At 35.6% G+C, this 17,224-nt stretch carries 20 protein-coding genes and 1 pseudogene; 7 read left to right on the top strand and 14 right to left on the bottom strand.

All coding sequences use genetic code 11. The annotated features are described in order from the left end of the window. Window positions 1–128: 128 nt before the first annotated feature. Together M3189_RS06315 and M3189_RS06310 are read right to left on the bottom strand one after the other, a co-directional pair. Window positions 129–1,460, bottom strand: a complete 1,332-nt coding sequence (locus M3189_RS06315; protein WP_251632917.1) for a CoA-disulfide reductase — start codon at window positions 1,458–1,460, stop codon at window positions 129–131. A 237-nt stretch (window positions 1,461–1,697) separates the two neighbouring features. Then, window positions 1,698–2,165 (bottom strand): VOC family protein, encoded by a 468-nt coding sequence (locus tag M3189_RS06310; RefSeq protein WP_251632916.1) that lies wholly within the window; start codon window positions 2,163–2,165, stop codon window positions 1,698–1,700. Between the two features lie 292 nt (window positions 2,166–2,457). On the opposite strand from M3189_RS06310, the gene M3189_RS06305 reads away from it, so the two are divergent. Both M3189_RS06305 and M3189_RS06300 read left to right on the top strand, forming a co-directional pair. Next, window positions 2,458–2,940, top strand: coding sequence for a DUF2975 domain-containing protein (locus M3189_RS06305; protein ID WP_251632915.1), 483 nt, complete (start codon window positions 2,458–2,460; stop codon window positions 2,938–2,940). 462 nt (window positions 2,941–3,402) lie between these two features. Further along, on the top strand, window positions 3,403–3,633 hold the full coding sequence (locus M3189_RS06300) for a hypothetical protein (protein ID WP_251632914.1): 231 nt from the start codon (window positions 3,403–3,405) through the stop codon (window positions 3,631–3,633). 63 nt (window positions 3,634–3,696) lie between these two features. Here M3189_RS06300 and M3189_RS06295 read toward each other — a convergent pair whose 3' ends face one another. The 5 genes from M3189_RS06295 to M3189_RS06275 all read right to left on the bottom strand — a co-directional run bounded on the left by M3189_RS06295 (window position 3,697) and on the right by M3189_RS06275 (window position 7,528). Next, window positions 3,697–4,362: a hypothetical protein gene (locus M3189_RS06295; RefSeq protein WP_251632913.1), complete on the bottom strand. Its 666-nt coding sequence runs from the start codon at window positions 4,360–4,362 to the stop codon at window positions 3,697–3,699. 260 nt (window positions 4,363–4,622) lie between these two features. Further along, on the bottom strand, window positions 4,623–5,120 hold the full coding sequence (locus tag M3189_RS06290; RefSeq protein ID WP_251632912.1) for a DinB family protein: 498 nt from the start codon (window positions 5,118–5,120) through the stop codon (window positions 4,623–4,625). A 364-nt stretch (window positions 5,121–5,484) separates the two neighbouring features. Beyond that, on the bottom strand, window positions 5,485–5,595 hold the full coding sequence (locus M3189_RS06285; RefSeq protein WP_251632911.1) for a YjcZ family sporulation protein: 111 nt from the start codon (window positions 5,593–5,595) through the stop codon (window positions 5,485–5,487). Between the two features lie 394 nt (window positions 5,596–5,989). Then, on the bottom strand, window positions 5,990–6,535 hold the full coding sequence (locus tag M3189_RS06280; protein WP_251632910.1) for a hypothetical protein: 546 nt from the start codon (window positions 6,533–6,535) through the stop codon (window positions 5,990–5,992). A 255-nt stretch (window positions 6,536–6,790) separates the two neighbouring features. Beyond that, complete coding sequence (locus M3189_RS06275) at window positions 6,791–7,528, bottom strand: AAC(3) family N-acetyltransferase (RefSeq protein ID WP_251632909.1); 738 nt, start codon at window positions 7,526–7,528, stop codon at window positions 6,791–6,793. A gap of 94 nt (window positions 7,529–7,622) precedes the next feature. Between M3189_RS06275 and M3189_RS06270 the strand changes: the two genes are divergently transcribed. Both M3189_RS06270 and M3189_RS06265 read left to right on the top strand, forming a co-directional pair. Beyond that, a complete protein-coding gene (locus M3189_RS06270) occupies window positions 7,623–7,811 on the top strand; it encodes a YetF domain-containing protein (RefSeq protein ID WP_435368064.1) in 189 nt (62 codons plus the stop codon). A 76-nt stretch (window positions 7,812–7,887) separates the two neighbouring features. After that, window positions 7,888–8,457, top strand: coding sequence for a YdhK family protein (locus M3189_RS06265; protein WP_251632908.1), 570 nt, complete (start codon window positions 7,888–7,890; stop codon window positions 8,455–8,457). 122 nt (window positions 8,458–8,579) lie between these two features. On the opposite strand, the gene M3189_RS06260 is transcribed toward M3189_RS06265, so the two are convergent. After that, window positions 8,580–9,179 (bottom strand): DUF421 domain-containing protein, encoded by a 600-nt coding sequence (locus tag M3189_RS06260; RefSeq protein ID WP_251633008.1) that lies wholly within the window; start codon window positions 9,177–9,179, stop codon window positions 8,580–8,582. 219 nt (window positions 9,180–9,398) lie between these two features. Between M3189_RS06260 and M3189_RS06255 the strand changes: the two genes are divergently transcribed. Further along, window positions 9,399–10,391: an HD domain-containing phosphohydrolase gene (locus tag M3189_RS06255; RefSeq protein WP_251632907.1), complete on the top strand. Its 993-nt coding sequence runs from the start codon at window positions 9,399–9,401 to the stop codon at window positions 10,389–10,391. A 201-nt stretch (window positions 10,392–10,592) separates the two neighbouring features. Here the strand turns inward: M3189_RS06255 and M3189_RS06250 are convergent, their stop codons facing one another. Next, the gene (locus M3189_RS06250; protein WP_251632906.1) at window positions 10,593–11,954 is read right to left on the bottom strand and encodes a dipeptidase; all 1,362 of its coding nucleotides are present in this window, start codon (window positions 11,952–11,954) and stop codon (window positions 10,593–10,595) included. A gap of 344 nt (window positions 11,955–12,298) precedes the next feature. After that, on the bottom strand, window positions 12,299–13,225 hold the full coding sequence (locus M3189_RS06245; RefSeq protein ID WP_251632905.1) for an aldo/keto reductase: 927 nt from the start codon (window positions 13,223–13,225) through the stop codon (window positions 12,299–12,301). 160 nt (window positions 13,226–13,385) lie between these two features. On the opposite strand from M3189_RS06245, the gene M3189_RS06240 reads away from it, so the two are divergent. Beyond that, on the top strand, window positions 13,386–13,712 hold the full coding sequence (locus tag M3189_RS06240) for a winged helix-turn-helix transcriptional regulator (protein ID WP_251632904.1): 327 nt from the start codon (window positions 13,386–13,388) through the stop codon (window positions 13,710–13,712). 396 nt (window positions 13,713–14,108) lie between these two features. On the opposite strand, the pseudogene purD reads toward M3189_RS06240, so the two are convergent. The 4 genes and pseudogenes from purD to M3189_RS06220 form a co-directional block, all read right to left on the bottom strand. Further along, window positions 14,109–15,033: pseudogene (purD, locus tag M3189_RS06235) on the bottom strand (phosphoribosylamine--glycine ligase). A gap of 32 nt (window positions 15,034–15,065) precedes the next feature. Beyond that, window positions 15,066–15,209 (bottom strand): IS3 family transposase, encoded by a 144-nt coding sequence (locus M3189_RS06230; protein ID WP_251632903.1) that lies wholly within the window; start codon window positions 15,207–15,209, stop codon window positions 15,066–15,068. 59 nt (window positions 15,210–15,268) lie between these two features. Then, on the bottom strand, window positions 15,269–15,832 hold the full coding sequence (locus tag M3189_RS06225) for a helix-turn-helix domain-containing protein (RefSeq protein ID WP_251632902.1): 564 nt from the start codon (window positions 15,830–15,832) through the stop codon (window positions 15,269–15,271). A 44-nt stretch (window positions 15,833–15,876) separates the two neighbouring features. After that, window positions 15,877–16,014 carry a hypothetical protein gene (locus tag M3189_RS06220; RefSeq protein ID WP_251632901.1) on the bottom strand — a complete coding sequence of 46 codons (138 nt, stop codon included), beginning with the start codon at window positions 16,012–16,014 and terminating at the stop codon, window positions 15,877–15,879. Between the two features lie 104 nt (window positions 16,015–16,118). Here M3189_RS06220 and M3189_RS06215 point away from each other — a divergent pair, with 104 nt between their 5' ends. Then, window positions 16,119–17,219 carry a phosphatidylglycerol lysyltransferase domain-containing protein gene (locus tag M3189_RS06215; RefSeq protein ID WP_353057395.1) on the top strand — a complete coding sequence of 367 codons (1,101 nt, stop codon included), beginning with the start codon at window positions 16,119–16,121 and terminating at the stop codon, window positions 17,217–17,219. Window positions 17,220–17,224: the final 5 nt, after the last annotated feature.

Raw genomic sequence — 17,224 nt, 5'->3', positions numbered from 1 at the left:
ATGTGTGATGTTTATAATGATTTAATAAGAAAAGCGATCCTTTATTTATGAAGAATCGCCCCCGTTTATATTAGAAAGGTTTTATTTTAATGAAACCCCGATAGTACATAATATATTTAATATTAATGCTACCTTACTCTTCTAGCTGCTTGCTGAATTGGATCCCATACTCCATTATATGGAGGTGCGTACGCAAGATCTAAATCAAGCAGCTCATCAGTTGTCATCGAATGGAATATTGCAGTTGCTAGAACATCGATTCGTTTGTCGATCCCATTTTCCCCAATAATTTGCCCGCCAAGAACTTTATACGTTTCTTTATGATAAACAAGTTTCAATTTCATTTTTTTATGATTAGGATAATATCCAGCGATATCTGTTGATTTAATTGTTACAGAACCACATGGGATGTTCAGCATTTTTGCCTCTGTTTCTGTTATTCCTGTTCTCCCTAAAGTTAAATCAAAAAATTTTATAATTGATGTCCCTACCACACCTTTGAATGTTTTATGTATATTCACCATGTTTAATCCAGCAATTTGACCTTGCTTATTGGCATGTGTTCCCAATGGGATATGATCATCCATTTCTTTTACTCGATGATATTGGGTTGCACAATCTCCTGCAGCATAGATATCTTTAATGCTTGTTTGCATATACGCATTTACTTGAATAGCACCATGAACACTTGTTTTAATTCCAGTCCCTTCTAAAAATGAAATATTTGGCTTTACACCGATAGCGACTAATACTAAATCTGTCTCATACTCCCCTTTATCAGTTTTCACATATTCAACATGCTCACTACCACGAAATGCTTCAACAGATTCACCCATTTTTAACACAATGTTTTGCTTAACTGCTTCTTCATGGATAAGTTCTGCCATTTCTTTATCAAATATTTTTGCTAATTGCTCATTTCTTTCAATAATCGTTACCTTCTTGCCGAGCTCCGCAAAACTTTCAGCCATTTCGAGTCCAATGTATCCGCCACCAATAACTGTCACATTTTTAATATCTTTCTCAAGATACTCCATGATTATCTTTGCATCAGGAATTGTTTTTAATGTGAAAACACCTGGAATTTTATCACCCTCCCAGTTTGGAATGATCGGGCCAACTCCAGTTGCAATAAGAAGGCGGTCATACGGAAAGCTAAACGTTTCACCATTACTATGGTTTATTCCACTTACCAGTTTATTTTCCGTGTCTACCTTTTGGACTTCATGATATACTCGTGCATCAATCCCATATTTCTCTTTAAAAGTAGATTGTGTACGTGCTATTAACTTATCTGTTGACTCAATCCTCCCACTGATCACATAAGGCAGTCCGCATTGTCCGTACGAATACACTCCACCTTTTTCTAAAACAGTGATTTCATGCCCAGAACTGTTTCGTACAATTTGCATTGCAGCACTCATCCCTGCTGCATCTCCACCAATAATAAGAACTTTCATACTCATCCCTCCATTCTTTATTTTCCATTAATTACTGATTTTTAAACATGAAGAAAGATTTATCCCCATATAGGGGGGAAGCGTTAGGAAAATGCGGATTTACAACGCTTAGTAAATTCAATATATAAAATTAGAACTCCTGTAAAGGAACCGACTTTTAGTACTTTCTTTGTTAAACTAATGCTACCCGTTAGTTTAAGTGCAATTCTTCACAATCTAAGAGAAAGGGGTTTTCATTTATTTCAATTTACTACTGACTAAATTCTCCCAGTCTTCAAATGACAGCTTTTCCGCAATATGTTTTAATTCACTAGGAACTTCAACATAACACATCAATTCTAAACTATTTCCATCTGGATCATCAAAGTATACAGAAGCATTTCCTTGATTGGGTCTTATAAAAGGTTCAATCGATGTTCTTCTTCCAAATGGAACAGCTTCAACTTGGTTGGATTCAAGCCATTTTAAAGACTCTTTTAAATCCTGATATGTAACTCGAAAAGCAATATGCCGTAAAGAAGGGTGGGAAGGTGTTTGGTACTCCTCCCCTTCCCACAAACCTAACCAACTTTTACCTTCCTCTAACCAAAAGAACGCTGTTTCTTCATCACGCAAAGCAAACTTCAAACCTAATTTTCGGTAAAATTCAATAGACACTTCTAAATTTTTTACAGGTAAATGTGCTTCATATAATCCCTTTATCATTTCTCCCACTCCTTTGTTGTAGAATATATTACCACCCTAATAATTCTTCTGAATAAAAATTTCATCCTCAACTATCCTGCCCGTTACTTGAAGAATCAATGTTTTGCTAGTAAAGTTAACATTTTTTATGTAAGGGCATTTCTAAATTAGAGAAATGCTTTTTATTTTTGTTTAAAATTAAAAGGATATTTCAATAAAAATATCAAACGCAAAAAAAACAATAATAATTTATTGAAAAACGATAAACTATATGTTAAATTCGTATTATCATTAAATAAGTGAGGGGTCTTAAATGAATGTAAAACGAGGTTCTACCACTTTCTTGAAAATCATTATTATTCTGGTTGGAATTGCAGTACTTGCCTTGTGCATATATTTCTTGCCTGAATCAGCCAGAAGAGATGCAATAGAACGCCCAGGTGATTATTCTTTATATCCACTTTTGGTATGTGCATATGGAATATGTATTACGTTTTCTGTGGCGTTATATCAAATATTTAAACTTTTAACCTATATCGAAAAGAATAATGCTCTTTCTGAGTTATCTCTTCAATCTTTAAAGGTTATTAAAAAATGCACTTTTACTGTCATTTTCTTCATTTTTTTACCAATAGTATATTTAAGGGTGCTTGTTGAATTCACAGGTGATGATGCAGCCGGCCCTATATCTCTAGGTCTAATGGGCATCTTGGCAACAAGTATCATCGCAGCCATTGTGGACGTACTTCAAAAACCTATAAAAAATTTCTTGGACTCACAGCCAAAAAACTATTAATATTTTGAAAAATAAGAGGGGTATTTTTTATGAAGATAGTAGTTATTCCTGTTGGTTCATTTTCCATACATTTTCCCCCTAGTCTTTAACCTTTAAAACTAATGCAGTAACAGCAGAAGTATAATAAGTATTTAAAATGTATTTAATATAGGAACTATTATTATTGATAAAACTGAACTTATTAAGAATGTTATAAGCCAATCTCTCTTTTTAGTCGTTTTAAGGAGTATATTCAGTCCCGAACCAATACACATACAAAGTAAAAATACAAAAATAATCATAATAAATGAGACCATTTTACTACCTCCTTACATCAATTATATTTTTTCCATTATAACCCATATGGATCTAACCTGCTCCTTAATACAACAAGAAAAACTTTGAACTTGGAAAGGACGAACCCTGTGGTCACAGTTCTTTTTTGCACACTTGGGAATAGTATTCTTATTAGGGGTGTAACTTATGAAGTTATTAATAATGATTATATTGTTCTTATTAATATTAGTTATCTTTTTATTCACTCGAAAGGACAAGGATCAAGTGCTAGAGAGTTTTTCCTTAGGAGACTTTTTACATCAAAGCTATCTTGAACACAAGGAAACAACTATTATATACAAAATAAATGATTATTTCGATTCTGATAGTGATGCTGGCAGTGTAGACGGGATTGATGATGGCGGTGGTAGTGAGTAGAATATACTAGCGATTTCGATTCGCATGGAGAAAAATTAAATTTTACACTAGAATAGAATCTTATTAATCGTTTTGGCGAATAGATCTTATAATTTCAAAATATTGTGTATCTCCTAACCCATAATGTTTAAATTCTTTAAGTAATGCTAACATAAGTTCTTCTTCTGGAACATCTCTATACTTGAGAATATACATCATAAGATCACTGTCATTATTAAGGTAATTCAAATATAGCTCAACCCCCTTCTTTAAGGGATCTGGATGGATATTTTCTGGCATCTTTTTATCAATCAACACATGTTTGTAATTAGCATAATAACCCTTCGCTCTTAATGTAAGATGACTTATAGGTACAAATTGATCACCGACTATATTAAGATCAATAGTCCCTGTATAATCTGCTTGGTCTAACCAAGCTAATAGTGTTAGTATATTGATTTGACAAAACATATCAGCATCAAACCATAAGGCTATATGAGGGAATTTTTCACTAAAGAGTGGCACCAATGGTTTTAGTACAGTTTCACTATATTGCATTGGCGTTACGTGGTGGACCATAGCACGTATTTCAATAAACTCATTTGAAAATAGATCCTTATACGTTTCTCCATAACACATAGCCTCGTTAAATGGGACCATCAATTCTTGTTCAAGAAAATTTGTCCTTTTAAAAAAATTATACATAGCTTGCCCATTTAGAATATGTAAAGTTCTTTTTCGAATCATCATTTACACCCCCTCCTTCATTTAATCTAGTTTACTAAATCCTATTATATTTCAAATCTTATTGGTTACTTAATCCTTTCATTCAATAAAAAAAAAGCCAGCCGTACTCGCAGGCAGCTCTTAAAGAAAAGCACCCTTTCGTTTAAGTGCATTATTTCATCATTTGCGAATTGCTAATATAATGGCCAGTTTTTTTACAACTCATTAAACGTAATCCATAGAGAATGAAAAGGGCTTCATACCCTCAATACTGCTTCTACGCTTTAGGACCAATCAACGCCACTCCAAGAGGATTGCAATTTCCGCAACAGAACAATTTGGCCGAGATGATACGTATCGTGCATCATGATATTGCTGAGTAAACGCTCTATAGAATATCTGTTCGTTGCATAAGGAGCTTTTAACTTTTCATCGTCAAGGTCCGCAATGACCGTTTTTAATTTATTCATAACTTCATTTAGGCGCTCTACTGTCTGGGCCCACCCAATTTCGTCTTCTGGATCGCCCTGATTTCCAAAGGTTTCTTCATTGTTTTCTGCATTGTGCGGATTATCTGTGCCCTTTATTCGATGAATTACGTCTTCATTCCAGAATATCAAGTGGTTGACAATCTGCCAAATCGAATTGCTGGTTCCCGAACTTGTCCATGCTGCCTCAGCTGCGAGGACTCCCTGAAGTGCCTGATCCATAGATGCAAACCAATCATTCTCATGGAAATGCATATCGAGTTGTTCTAAATACATTTTGGTTACAACTTGCATACAACCATTCTCCTCACTGTTTAATGTAATAATCTTTTATTTTGAGAATACAACAAAACCATGATCAATATGACTTATTCGGCTTATCCAGCTTTTATCCCTTCATATGAACAAATAAAGTCCCTTATCAATATGTATGTGATTGATTCCTTAGAAAAAAAGAAGGCCCGTAGGCCCATGAAAATACGATTAATTCATCTGTTCATTAGAATCTCCGTCGTCGTCTTCTTTCTCTTTTAAATACAAAGGGGAAAAATAAGAATTCAAAGGGGAAAAACCGTCTTCTTCTAAAATCGTTACGAAAAAATCCCATGTGTATTGATTCTCCTTTCATTTCAGAAGTCCTGCCTTTTGCTCTTACAATTTAGCAAAATGAAGCCCCTACAATGATTAGAAGAATGAACAACACAACGATTAATACAAAGCTGCTGCCGCCATAGCCACCGCCGTATCCATAACCGCCGAACCAACCCATTTTTTTCACCACCAATCGGACAAAAGCTATTTCTCCTTATGTATATTTTTAAAGACAAGGATTGATTGGACATCTATCATCGTGGTAAGGACAAAACAATTTCTATAAATAAAAAAAGGCGTCTGCAATTACAATGCAAACGCCTCTTGTGAGGTGGTTATTTTGGCTTGGCGGCTTACTAATAAATTATGCGCTCAGAATAAAGCTGAATGGGACAAGTGTTGATTAATAATAAATTAAGCATAGTAGAGAAAAAGTAGTTGTTGCATGAGTAGTATCCATTTACTATTCAATAAATAGATCTGTATTTTAAAAAAGTATATTACAACTAGAATAAAAATTATAAAGCTGAAGACACTCATATCTTCTGCTTTATAATCATTAAATAGTTAAACTACTTCCATATATCCATATATTTTTTTTTGTATTTTTTGTCGTCAACCGTATCAATTAAATCCAGAGCCGTTTGTTTAATAACCTCATCATTGAAATTGTCATATAAATTTTTCATGTTTTGAATAATGTCATTACGAATTAAAGTAAAATTCTTTTCATCTGCACATTTTTTAAAGCGTTCAACCATAAACTCCATAACCATTTCTTTTTGGGCTGTACCAGCAATTCCGACTTTCCATATAGATTGAAGACTATGTCTAGCCGTAACAAACTTTTCATCTTTTGTTACCTCCCACAATTTTGGGAAATCTTTCATAATTCTCATCTCTGGGTCGCTTTTAGCTAGATTGGCTAAATATTGTGCTGCACGAGAGCGTTGATGGTTATCTTTATGAGTTAAGTCCTCTATTAGTTGATTCCATACCTCGTAAGCCCAATCAACTTGTTGATCAGTTGCATTTAAAATATTTTGATAGGCTTCATAACGCTCATCTTTATCACCCGATTTTGATTTTTCAAATGCCAATTTTATTTGATTATCCATTTTTCCGCCACCTTATTTCATGTAAAAACGCTGAAATGTAGTAATTTAATTATTTTTCTTACCAAAATAATAACATACACTATTTGCACAACTCCAAAAATAACCATTACTGTAATAAGGCTTTTATCACTAAATTAACTAACCTGCCCCGTTCGTTCAACAAAAAAAAACCGCCACAGCGATCATCATCATTAACTATTGCACCCCTTTAATCCTTGAAGAAGCGACAGCCTTGTTCAGCTATCGCTATATTCATCAAGAAAATAAATCAGGTTTTTCTTTTAGTATGTGTTTTAGCAAGTCTGTCATTTTTACTGTGTCACATACTCTCACTGTTGCATCGCCAAATTGTCCTTTGTACATAACTTGATTATTTAGAAAAGTAGCTTCAACTCGTTCGTATTTTTCAGAGGTATGACCAATATGTCTTCTTTGCGGAATGGAAATCTCCGTTTTATCCGGTAATATGGTGTATAGCATTTCGTGCTCATGTGTCAATCGACCTGGTATATCAAGCCATTCCTCGACTCCATGAATATAGGTACATCTGCGTAAATCGACTCCGATTAACAAGATGGCTGTCTTTTGATCAAGTAATTTCCCCCAACTCGATTCGCGTGCACAAGGTGTGTCAAATTGTTCATTTCCCGCAATAAATTCATGTGCTCCTCTTCCCAGGGCAGCTACCGAATGCGTTGGATGCCATGAGCGAACAACACCTGGACGTTTGCGAAACAGTTCTGTTAATAATCCAACACAAGATGGTGAGTCATGGACATAAAAACGAGGATTCTCCGCATTAATATACGACCATGTATGGGTAGGAAAAACCAAAAGACCATTTTTCATATATTCTGAAAGTGCATCGAGGACAGTATCCGCCCCACCCTCTACATGCCCAATACTCTTCATTGATGAATGAACAAGTAATGTTCCATTTTCGTCGATTCCCAATTCTTTAAGATGCTTTACTAAATCTTGTTTCTTGTACATCACATTCAACCTCTCAATCTTTAAATACACCAAAAGAATACCATATTAGGATTATTTGTCTATGTTTCCTGGAGATTTGCTGGATAGGAGATAAATTATCGAGAATGGTAAGTTGAATGAACAAAATCTAACGAGGTTACGCCTAACCGTTGACCAATTAGAGGAGAGAATTCGAAATCAGGGAATATCGAAAATTGAGGATACAAAGACAGCAGTAGTGGCTACGTTCCTGTTTTGCGGGGGCTTACGCCATATGATTTTTTTAATACATAAACATAAATAATTAAAAAGTTGGAGGAAACAATATAACTGCTCATTGTTTGTAGCTTACTGGTGAAACAAGTTATTAGGAGGTCATGATGAAAAGTAAAAAAATTGCAATTGGGATTTTAATGCTATTATTTGTGTTTATGTTATCAGCATGGACGAGCATTAATAATCAAAATAGTAACTATAAAAATATAAATACGAACTATAAGAAGATAAAAATCAGTGAGATGCCTTCTGGTTCTGCCGAAGTTCCTAAAGGTTTAAAAGAAGCTAAAAATCCAACTTATAAAGTTGGTAATCAAGTAGTTGTTAAAGCCCACCACCTAAAGGGGATGTATGGTGCTAAAGCAATCATTGTAGGTGCTTATGATACGACAGCCTATGTGGTGACCTACACTCCGACTACTGGAGGACCAGTAGTAAAAAATCATAAATGGGTTATTCAAGAAGAAATTAAAAATGCTGGTACTAAACACCTTAAACCTGAAACGGAAGTTACGTTAGAAGCAAACCATATGGAAGGTATGATGGGAGCAAAAGCGATTATTGTTTCAGCAGTACGCACAACAGTTTATATGATTGATTACATTCCGACGACTGGAGGACCAATAGTAAAAAATCATAAGTGGGTTATAGAGAGTGAACTTTCAGCTCAGTAATAAACAAAGTGAGAAAGTTAGTGAAGAAATGTACTTAAGCTAACGGGTTGATTAAACTTATTAAATTTCCCCCTAGCTAAATCTAGGGGGATAAAAATAGAGAATCAAACTGGAAAAGGTTTTTACATAAGGTAATCTGGATGGTCTTGGGGTTTTCTTTCTTTAATTTCTTCAAAAATATTTCCCTTCTCTTGAGATTTGTTTTGTGTTGCATCCTTTGCCCCTTGGATTAATGGAAAATACAAATCAAGAAGTTGTTTGAACTCTCCTACCGTTAAAGGTTTCGCATTATCATTTAGTTCGTAACCAAGAAGTCCATTCGGTTCAATCGTTGCGATTTTGACATCTGCAATTTTTGATATACCATGATTCCGCAGCCTCATTTCCAATTGGTCTACGGTTAATCGTAATCTTTTTAGATTCTTTGTATTCAAAGTACCATTTTCAATAACTATTTTAGATTTACCCGTAATAAATTTTTCAAAAGAATTAAACTTTACTTCAAAGAATTCAATAATAACGATAGTGGCAACAAAAATGGCTGCACCGATAACAGCCTTTATTACACTTTTTTCTACAATGGGTTGCACGATTATGGTTCCCATGGAAATCATAACGATGGTTTGAGCAAGAGTCATTTGGGATATTGATTTTCTTCCAGCCAGTCTTAAAAGCAATATTCCAGCAACAATTAATAAAAGTGACTGCCAGATAAAGGACATATCCATATCTTTACCCTCCAAATAAGAAACTCTATTTTAGAGTTTCCCATTTGAATATTTCTATGTTCGATTAAGCAATATTCTCATCATTGTAAGGGTTAACTAAACAGAAATAATTTGCTATTTTGAAAATAGATCTTCTTTGGAAAAAGTATGGTACTTTAGAAAGGTATCTTGTAATCCATATTTACCATATTTGACCGACATAAAGGAGAAGATATGCTGGATAAATTTTTTGAGAAAATAGGGAATTATATATCCTTTCGCTATGGCTTTTTTATACTTTTATCATTAACTTTAGTTCTCAGCATTGTTTTTCCTCGTAGTGATAATTTCGTATTGTTTATGGTTGCCGTGTGTTTTTTAGGAATAGGCTTTTATAATAAACCCGTATTTTTGGTTGGTTTCACTGTTTTAGTGGTTTATCTTAGGTACCATCTCGTATCAAAGGCAGACGATAGTGCCTTTTTAACTTATTTGGTATCTTATTTTTTAGTTTCATTAACTTCAGCGGGTATGACGCTATATGTCCAAAAAGTGAAAAAGGACAGTTTAGATTTAACAAAATCTCTTATTAATGCATTGGATTCCAGGGATACTTATACCTCTGACCATTCAGCCAATGTATCTAAATACGCTGTGCAAATAGCCGAAAAGATGAATGTTTCTATAGACCAGTGCAATATCATTCGTACAGGGGGATTATTGCACGATATTGGAAAGATTGGTATTCCTGAACACATTTTGACAAAGCAAGATAGATTAACTTCAAAAGAATATAATACAATAATGATGCATCCAGAAATTGGATATGAAATACTTAAACATGTTGATGGTTTTAAGAAAAACGGTGTTCTGGATATTGTTTTATATCACCACGAAAGATATGACGGTAAAGGCTACCCAAAAGGATTAAAAGGCAGCGAAATTCCATTTGCTGCTCGAATCGTCAGCGTTGCTGATGCGTTTGATGCGATGATGTCCAACCGTGTTTATAGAAATGAATTGGATTTGAATTTTGCTCTTAATGAGATTCGACGGAATAAGGGGACACAGTTTGATCCTGAAGTTGCGGATGCTTTCCTTAGCATGTTTAAAGAAAAGGACATAAAGGTTGAGCGGACGGCTATAAACTTAGTTGAATCATACAAAAAACAAAAACGATATAAAAACCTCTATTCGGCGTTGCTAACAAAATGGGAAAAGAATTAATAACTCTTTTCCCATTTATTTTTTAAATAGTCCCCTAAACCAGGCTATACATGGACAGCGTGGTAAATTCTTTGTCTTTATCATCTTTCATAAATAGCCCAACCATTCATGCCTGTTTATTCTTATTGTATAACAAAATAGACTTAGCGCTTCACAGCAAAAAGGAGGGATGCTATGCGATCCCTCCTTTTACCTATCTATTCAAATTAATTCCAAAAAGGAACAGATCGTTAAGATTCCTTTATCAAAGTTTTCTAAGTTAAAATGTTCATTCGGAGCATGGAGATTTTCATCTGGCAGCCCGAATCCCATTAAGACAACAGGAGTATTTAGGGTATGGTTGAAATCCGATACAATCGGAATGGAACCCCCTTCTCTTTTATAAACAGGTGCTTTTCCATAAACCCGTTCATAGGCTTCAGCCGCTTTTTGAATCATTGGATCATCGATTGGTGTTAAGAATGGATTACCGGTGTCTTGAAGGGTCACTTTTACACTGCATCCTTTTGGTGCTTTTTCTTCAAGATGCTTTTTGATTAAGCCCTGGATTTTTTCAGGGTTTTGATTATTGACCAGACGACAGGTGATTTTGGCATGTGCCTCGTTCGGAATGACGGTTTTTGTACCTTCCCCTTGAAATCCACCCCATATCCCGTTTAATTCTAATGTTGGCCGAGAACTGATTTTCTCTGGATAAGGATAATTTGTTTCCCCTCCCGTTAATTCCGTTACCCCTAACTGCTTTTTTAGCTTTTCTTCATCAAAGCCCAGTGCTTTAATTTGTTCCTTCTCAAATTCTGTCAATTCTAGGACATCCTCATAGAACTGATCAACATTTACTTTTCCGTTTGCATCATGAAGAGTAGAAAGCAGCTTCACTAGCAAATGGTTAGCGTTCTGAACTCCCCCGCCGAACATGCCTGAATGCAAATCTGTATTCGCTGTTTTAAGAGAAACTTCGAGTGCACAAAGACCTCTTAATGAATACGTAATCGCTGGAACTCCTCTATCCCACATGTCAGAATCGGATATGACCACGACATCACAGGCTAATTTTTCTTTATTCTCGGATAAAAACTGAGGAAGATTAGGACTCCCGATTTCTTCTTCACCTTCGATACAAAATTTTACATTAACCGGTAATTTACCTTCTAAATTCAGTAATGCTTCCACTGCTTTAATATGTAAGAACGTTTGCCCTTTGTCGTCTGTCGCCCCTCTGGCAAAGATCTTTTCATCACGGATCGTTGGTTCAAACGGAGGGGTTTCCCATAAATGAAGTGGATCAACAGGCTGTACATCATAATGACCGTATACTAATACAGTCGGTGCATTTTCCTGATGAAGCCAGTCTGCATAAACAATTGGATGACCTTTTGTTTGGACGATTTCAACGTTCTCCATTCCGATGCTTTCTAACTTATTGGAAATCCAGGAAGCTGCTTTTTGGATATCCTCTTTATGCTCAGATAAGGAACTTATGCTTGGAATTCGAAGTAATTCCTTTAATTCCTCCACATTTTGCTGATGCTGCTTCGATACAAAATCGGATAATTGACTCATGTTCTCACCTATTCTTTTTTTTATTTTTCACTTCTTCTATTTTACACAAAAAATAGAAGAAAATAGCAAAATCAGCTCTAAAAAAGGTAGAGAGTTTATTTGAATAGGTATCTTGAATGAAATGAATATTAAATTCTTAAAAAAACTAACCGTAACCGACTAATCGAAAGTGAATAGGCTGCTTTTTGGCAGCCATATATAGAAAATGAACTTTTTATTTATGGGCTGTTATAGGGGTATTTGCCTCTGTACTCGATGAATTGGGTGTAGCATTACCAAGATTTGTTAAGTCTGTAATCAAAGTTTTACAAAGGCCTTCTTTTGGATGCCTAATATACACCTATTTAAACTTTCACAGCCTGTGGATGCTTATCTGATACTAATTCTAAGTCTGCAACGAGTGCATTTAATTCAACTTGTTCTACATTTTTACATCCTGGGATTACACTCGTAACGGCTGGATGCTTTAGGCACCATGCAAGTGCCCATTGAGCCATGTTAACTCCTTTTGGGACTTCATTTTGTTGAATTTCTTCAACTAGTTTAAGCTGCTTTAACACTTCACTTTGTAAATGGTTATTCCGAACATCGTTTTGATCAAATACTGCACCTGGCTTATATTTGCCGCTTAAATAACCGCTTGCTAATGGAACCCGGGCCAGGACCCCAAGATTTTGCACTTCACAGGAAGGAAAAACTTGTTCCTCTGGTTTACGGTCTAACCGGTTATACACAACCTGAATCACACTGGCATTTACTTCCGTTGCTAGGTCCGTTTGATAGATATTTTCGTTAGAACCGATTGATATTCCTAGATGGCGGATTTTACCTGCCTTCATCTGCTTGTCCAATACAGTCCATAATTCTTCATTTTGAAACACGTCATCACTGCCAGAATGAAATTGATATATGTCTACATAGTCTGTTCCAAGAGCTCTTAAAGAATCGTCCAACTGCTTAACGACTTCCCCAGCGGACCAATGATTTGTTCGGGTAAAGGATTCATGAAAATGATGGCCGAATTTTGTTGCGACTATCCAATCCTCCCTGTTTTGATTTTTTAAGTAGTTGCCGATAAATCTTTCAGAAAGGTGGTCACCGTAACATTCGGCTGTATCAATCAAATTAATTCCCATTTCCTTGGCTTTGTCTAGGATTTCATCTACTTCTTTTTGTTTGAAATCTTTTCCCCATTCGCCGCCATATTGCCAAGTACCGATTCCGACAACAGACACATTTAAATCTGATTTTCCAAGCTTGCGGTATTTCATTTGTTTGATCTCCCTTTCTATATCTTGATAAATAACCTTACACAAAAAAGTATACGTTTTCATCATTTAAACAACAACCACTGAAATATTTTTGATATACTAACCTATATATTATTTACTATAAAATTTATAGTTTCTATAAATTAGAAAGAGGTAGTCTATGAGCGAAATAAAAGAAACGAAACCCTTAGAGATTAAATGTTCGATTGAAAAAGCACTTAGTGTAATTGGAGGAAAGTGGTCTTTTCTCGTATTAAGAGAGTTATTCGAAGGAACAAAACGGTTTGGAGAATTACAAAAGGCTATTTCAAACGTAAGTCCAAAGGCCTTAACCGATACGCTAAGACATTTAGAATCCAATGGTGTTTTAATTCGGACTGTTTACGCTACAGTACCCGTAACAGTTGAATATTCACTTACTGAAAAGGGACAATCCTTACATACCATCATAAAAGAAATGAAATACTGGGGTTCTTACTGGGCGTAGCATTACTCTATTAAGATTTTGAATGTTTTCCTTACGTAAACCTTCTTAAGCAGAAATCGCTCTTGACACTACTGTTGCAAACCCGGAATGAAAGGGTTAAATGCGTATGCAACTGCATACACTAGTTTTATTTCTACAATACAGAAGAAGACATTAACTTACATATTTATGGAATTACGGAAGCAAAAGTATACCCGCTCCTCCCTCAGAAAAAAGTGCCTGGCACCAACCAAAAATCTGGAAGGTGTCAGACACTTTTCTTTTTTTAAGGTATCAGTGTAGAATGCAATAAATGTATTGAACGCAGAACTATTTTTCTTAAAAAAAGACCTACCTTAAGCAGAACCCTAAATTCCATCTTTTTGAAAGGCTATACGAGTTTTTACTCATCACCAATCAATGGAATGCTTTTGATCCAATATCTGTTCGGTAATATGCTCCCATAAATGATACCTTTTCTACTGACTGATAAGCTAATTCACGTGCTTCTTTAAGCGTTTTTGCAATCGCTGTAATTCCTAAAACCCGACCGCCATTTGTAATAATTTCTCCATCCTTCGTGTCGGTACCAGCATGGAAAATAATGGTTGGTTCAACGACTTGGTCTAAACCATATATGACTTGTCCCTTTTCGTATGGACCTGGATAACCAGCTGAAGACATAATTACGCAAACTGCAGACTTGTCTTTCCATTTCACCTCTACATTTTCCAGCTTACCGGTGAGACTAGCATTTAAAATTTCAAGTAAATCAGTTTCTAATAAAGGAACAACAACCTGGGTTTCCGGATCGCCAAACCGCGCATTATATTCAATGACTTTTGGTCCTTCTTTTGTCAGCATCAAACCGGTATAGAGAATTCCCTCATAAGGTACTCCTTCTGCAACCATCGCTTCGGCGGTTGGTTGGACGATTGTCATAATAATCCGCTCAGTCATGGAGGGATCAATATGCGGCAAAGGAGCATACGTTCCCATACCACCTGTATTAGGTCCCTTGTCACCATCATACACTGGCTTATGATCCTGTGATGGTACCATTGGCTTCACTGTAGACCCATTCACAAAAGAGAGCAAGGTCATCTCTTCCCCCTCGAGAAATTCCTCAATAACCACCCGTACCATACGTAACATCTTTCATCATACTTTTAAGTGCGTCCTCAGCTTCTACTAAGCTTTTTGCCACAACCACACCTTTTCCTGCAGCTAGGCCATCCGCTTTTATCACAATCGGTACCCCTTCGCGGCGAACATTGTCTAGTGCCTCCTCGTAGTTTGTAAACGCTGCATATTTAGCAGTCGGAATCTGATACTTAATCATTAATTCCTTAGCGAACGCCTTACTTCCCTCAATCAGTGCACCTTCTTATGATTCACTTCAACCCCACGGTTTTGCAATTCTAGTTGAATACGACGATAACCATAATTTCCGTTATGTTTTTGGAAAATGGATTGAATAAGTTTCTCTAGATCAAGGTCCGGATTCTCCTTATTCATTATTTTTATATGATAATGATAGGAGGATTCGGGAATGCCGACTATTTGTAAAACATCTTTTAGTTTGAAGGTTTCTTTGAGTTCGAATGATAACGCTGCTTGTGCTTTTCGAGATAGCCCTTCGGATCCATCTGAAAAGCTCGCAACTTTTTTAAGTATTCTACCTCTAAACGCAGAAGCTCGTTCTCTCGTTCCAATTTTTGTTCGTATGCCATTTCGCTCTGTTTTACTTGTTTTCCTTTTATACTCTTAGCTTTATCAGTCATGGGCGGTCGTCCTTTCGGTCTTTCCAGGCCTTCGCTCCCATCCTCTGAAAATGCTTTTTTCCATAAGGATATAATTGTAGGGTTTGTTAGCCCAAAGTGAAGGGCTGCATCAGTTTCTGAAGAACCTGTTCTTTTTATAAAGCTTAATACATCGAGCTTTAATTGAACAGGATAAGTTTCAGGATGCTTCTTACTCGTTATCCCTTTCTGACCGAACTTCTCATAAACTTTCACCCATCGGTCAATGGATGATTTAGCCTTAATCCCATGTTTCTTGGCGAGTGCTCTATATCCTAGTTTTCCTTCCAAATATTCTCTTACCACCAAAAGTTTAAATTCATCACTATATTTGCCCATAAAAAACACCCCAAAAGTCAGAATTTCACTCTAACTTTTGGGGGTCAGTACATTCTGACGGTCCTTTCTACTATGATATTTAGGCTATTTTCTTCAAAATTATGATTCAGGATGCCGACACAGTCGACACCCCCTGTCCCATCTCCAACACTTTCGGTTAGTAAGTCGCCGATTGACTCCATTAAATCAAATGCTTACATATAAATTTACAATAAATTCCACACAGTCAATTAACCCTTCCTATGTTATTATATAATAGTTGATTTTTTTCAGGAGGAAACCTTTCATGCTTGATGTGAATACATCCTTTATTAAAGAAAAAGGTGAGATGATGAAGTCTCCCACAAGTAACATTGATCTTCAATATGATGAATTATCTTCTTTTTTACAGGAAAATGGAGGAAATCATGCTTCTCATTTGATTTTCTTAAAAGATAAAGAGATTTTCTGGACGAAAGAGCGAGATGTTCTAATTGTATATAAACGCATTGCAAATAAATTTATGGTTTTAGGTGATCCAATCGGAGATGAAGCAAAGTTTAAGGAAGCCATCAAAGAATTCTGTGAATATAGCAAAATCAGAGGCTTTAAACCTGTTTTCTATCAAATAAGCCCACAGTATATGCACTATTATCATGATTCAGGTTTTCGCTTCCTTAAGGTGGGCGAAGTGGGGTTAGTGAATCTCCAACAATTTTCTTTAGAAGGAAAACAAGGAGCAAAATTACGAACAAAATTGAATAAATTTACGCGAAATTCTTATACATTTAGCGTGGTCCACCCCCCTTATTCTAATCACCTGCTTTCCGAGTTAAAACATATTTCCGATTCCTGGTTAGGCAGTCAGAAGGAAAAAGGGTTTTCAGTCGTCTCTTTTAGCAAAGAATATGTTTCACGTTTCCCTATTGCACTTTTACACAACCCTGCAGGTGAAGCCATTGCCTTTGCTACGTTAGCAACTGATTATAAAAATACGGTTACCATTGACCTGATGAGAAAATATTCAGATAGCCCTCATGGAACAATGGATGTATTATTTATTCATATATTTCAGTGGGCAAAAAAGAATGGATATCAAAGCTGCAGTTTAGGTATGTCTCCATTATCAAATGTGGGAAACTGCAAACATTCATTTACAAGTGAAAAAATAATTCGCCTAGCCTATCTTTACGGGAATTCCTTATATAATTTTAAAGGTCTAAAAGAATTTAAAAGTAAATTTACCACCGATTGGGAACCAAAATATATAGCTTACAAAAAAAACTTTCTGACGGTAATTTTTATACAACTGCTTTTTCTGATCAACTATAAACGTAGTTTAATAGATCATAAGGAAAGAAAAAATAATTCTATTAAAAATGCTATCACAAAATGGCGTTTTGAATGACCCTA

The organism is Neobacillus niacini (genome assembly GCF_023715415.1).
Lineage (GTDB): Bacteria > Bacillota > Bacilli > Bacillales > Cytobacillaceae > Neobacillus > Neobacillus niacini_C.
The sequence above is the reverse complement of the archived record's forward strand: the minus strand, read 5'-3'. Positions and strand labels throughout refer to the sequence as shown.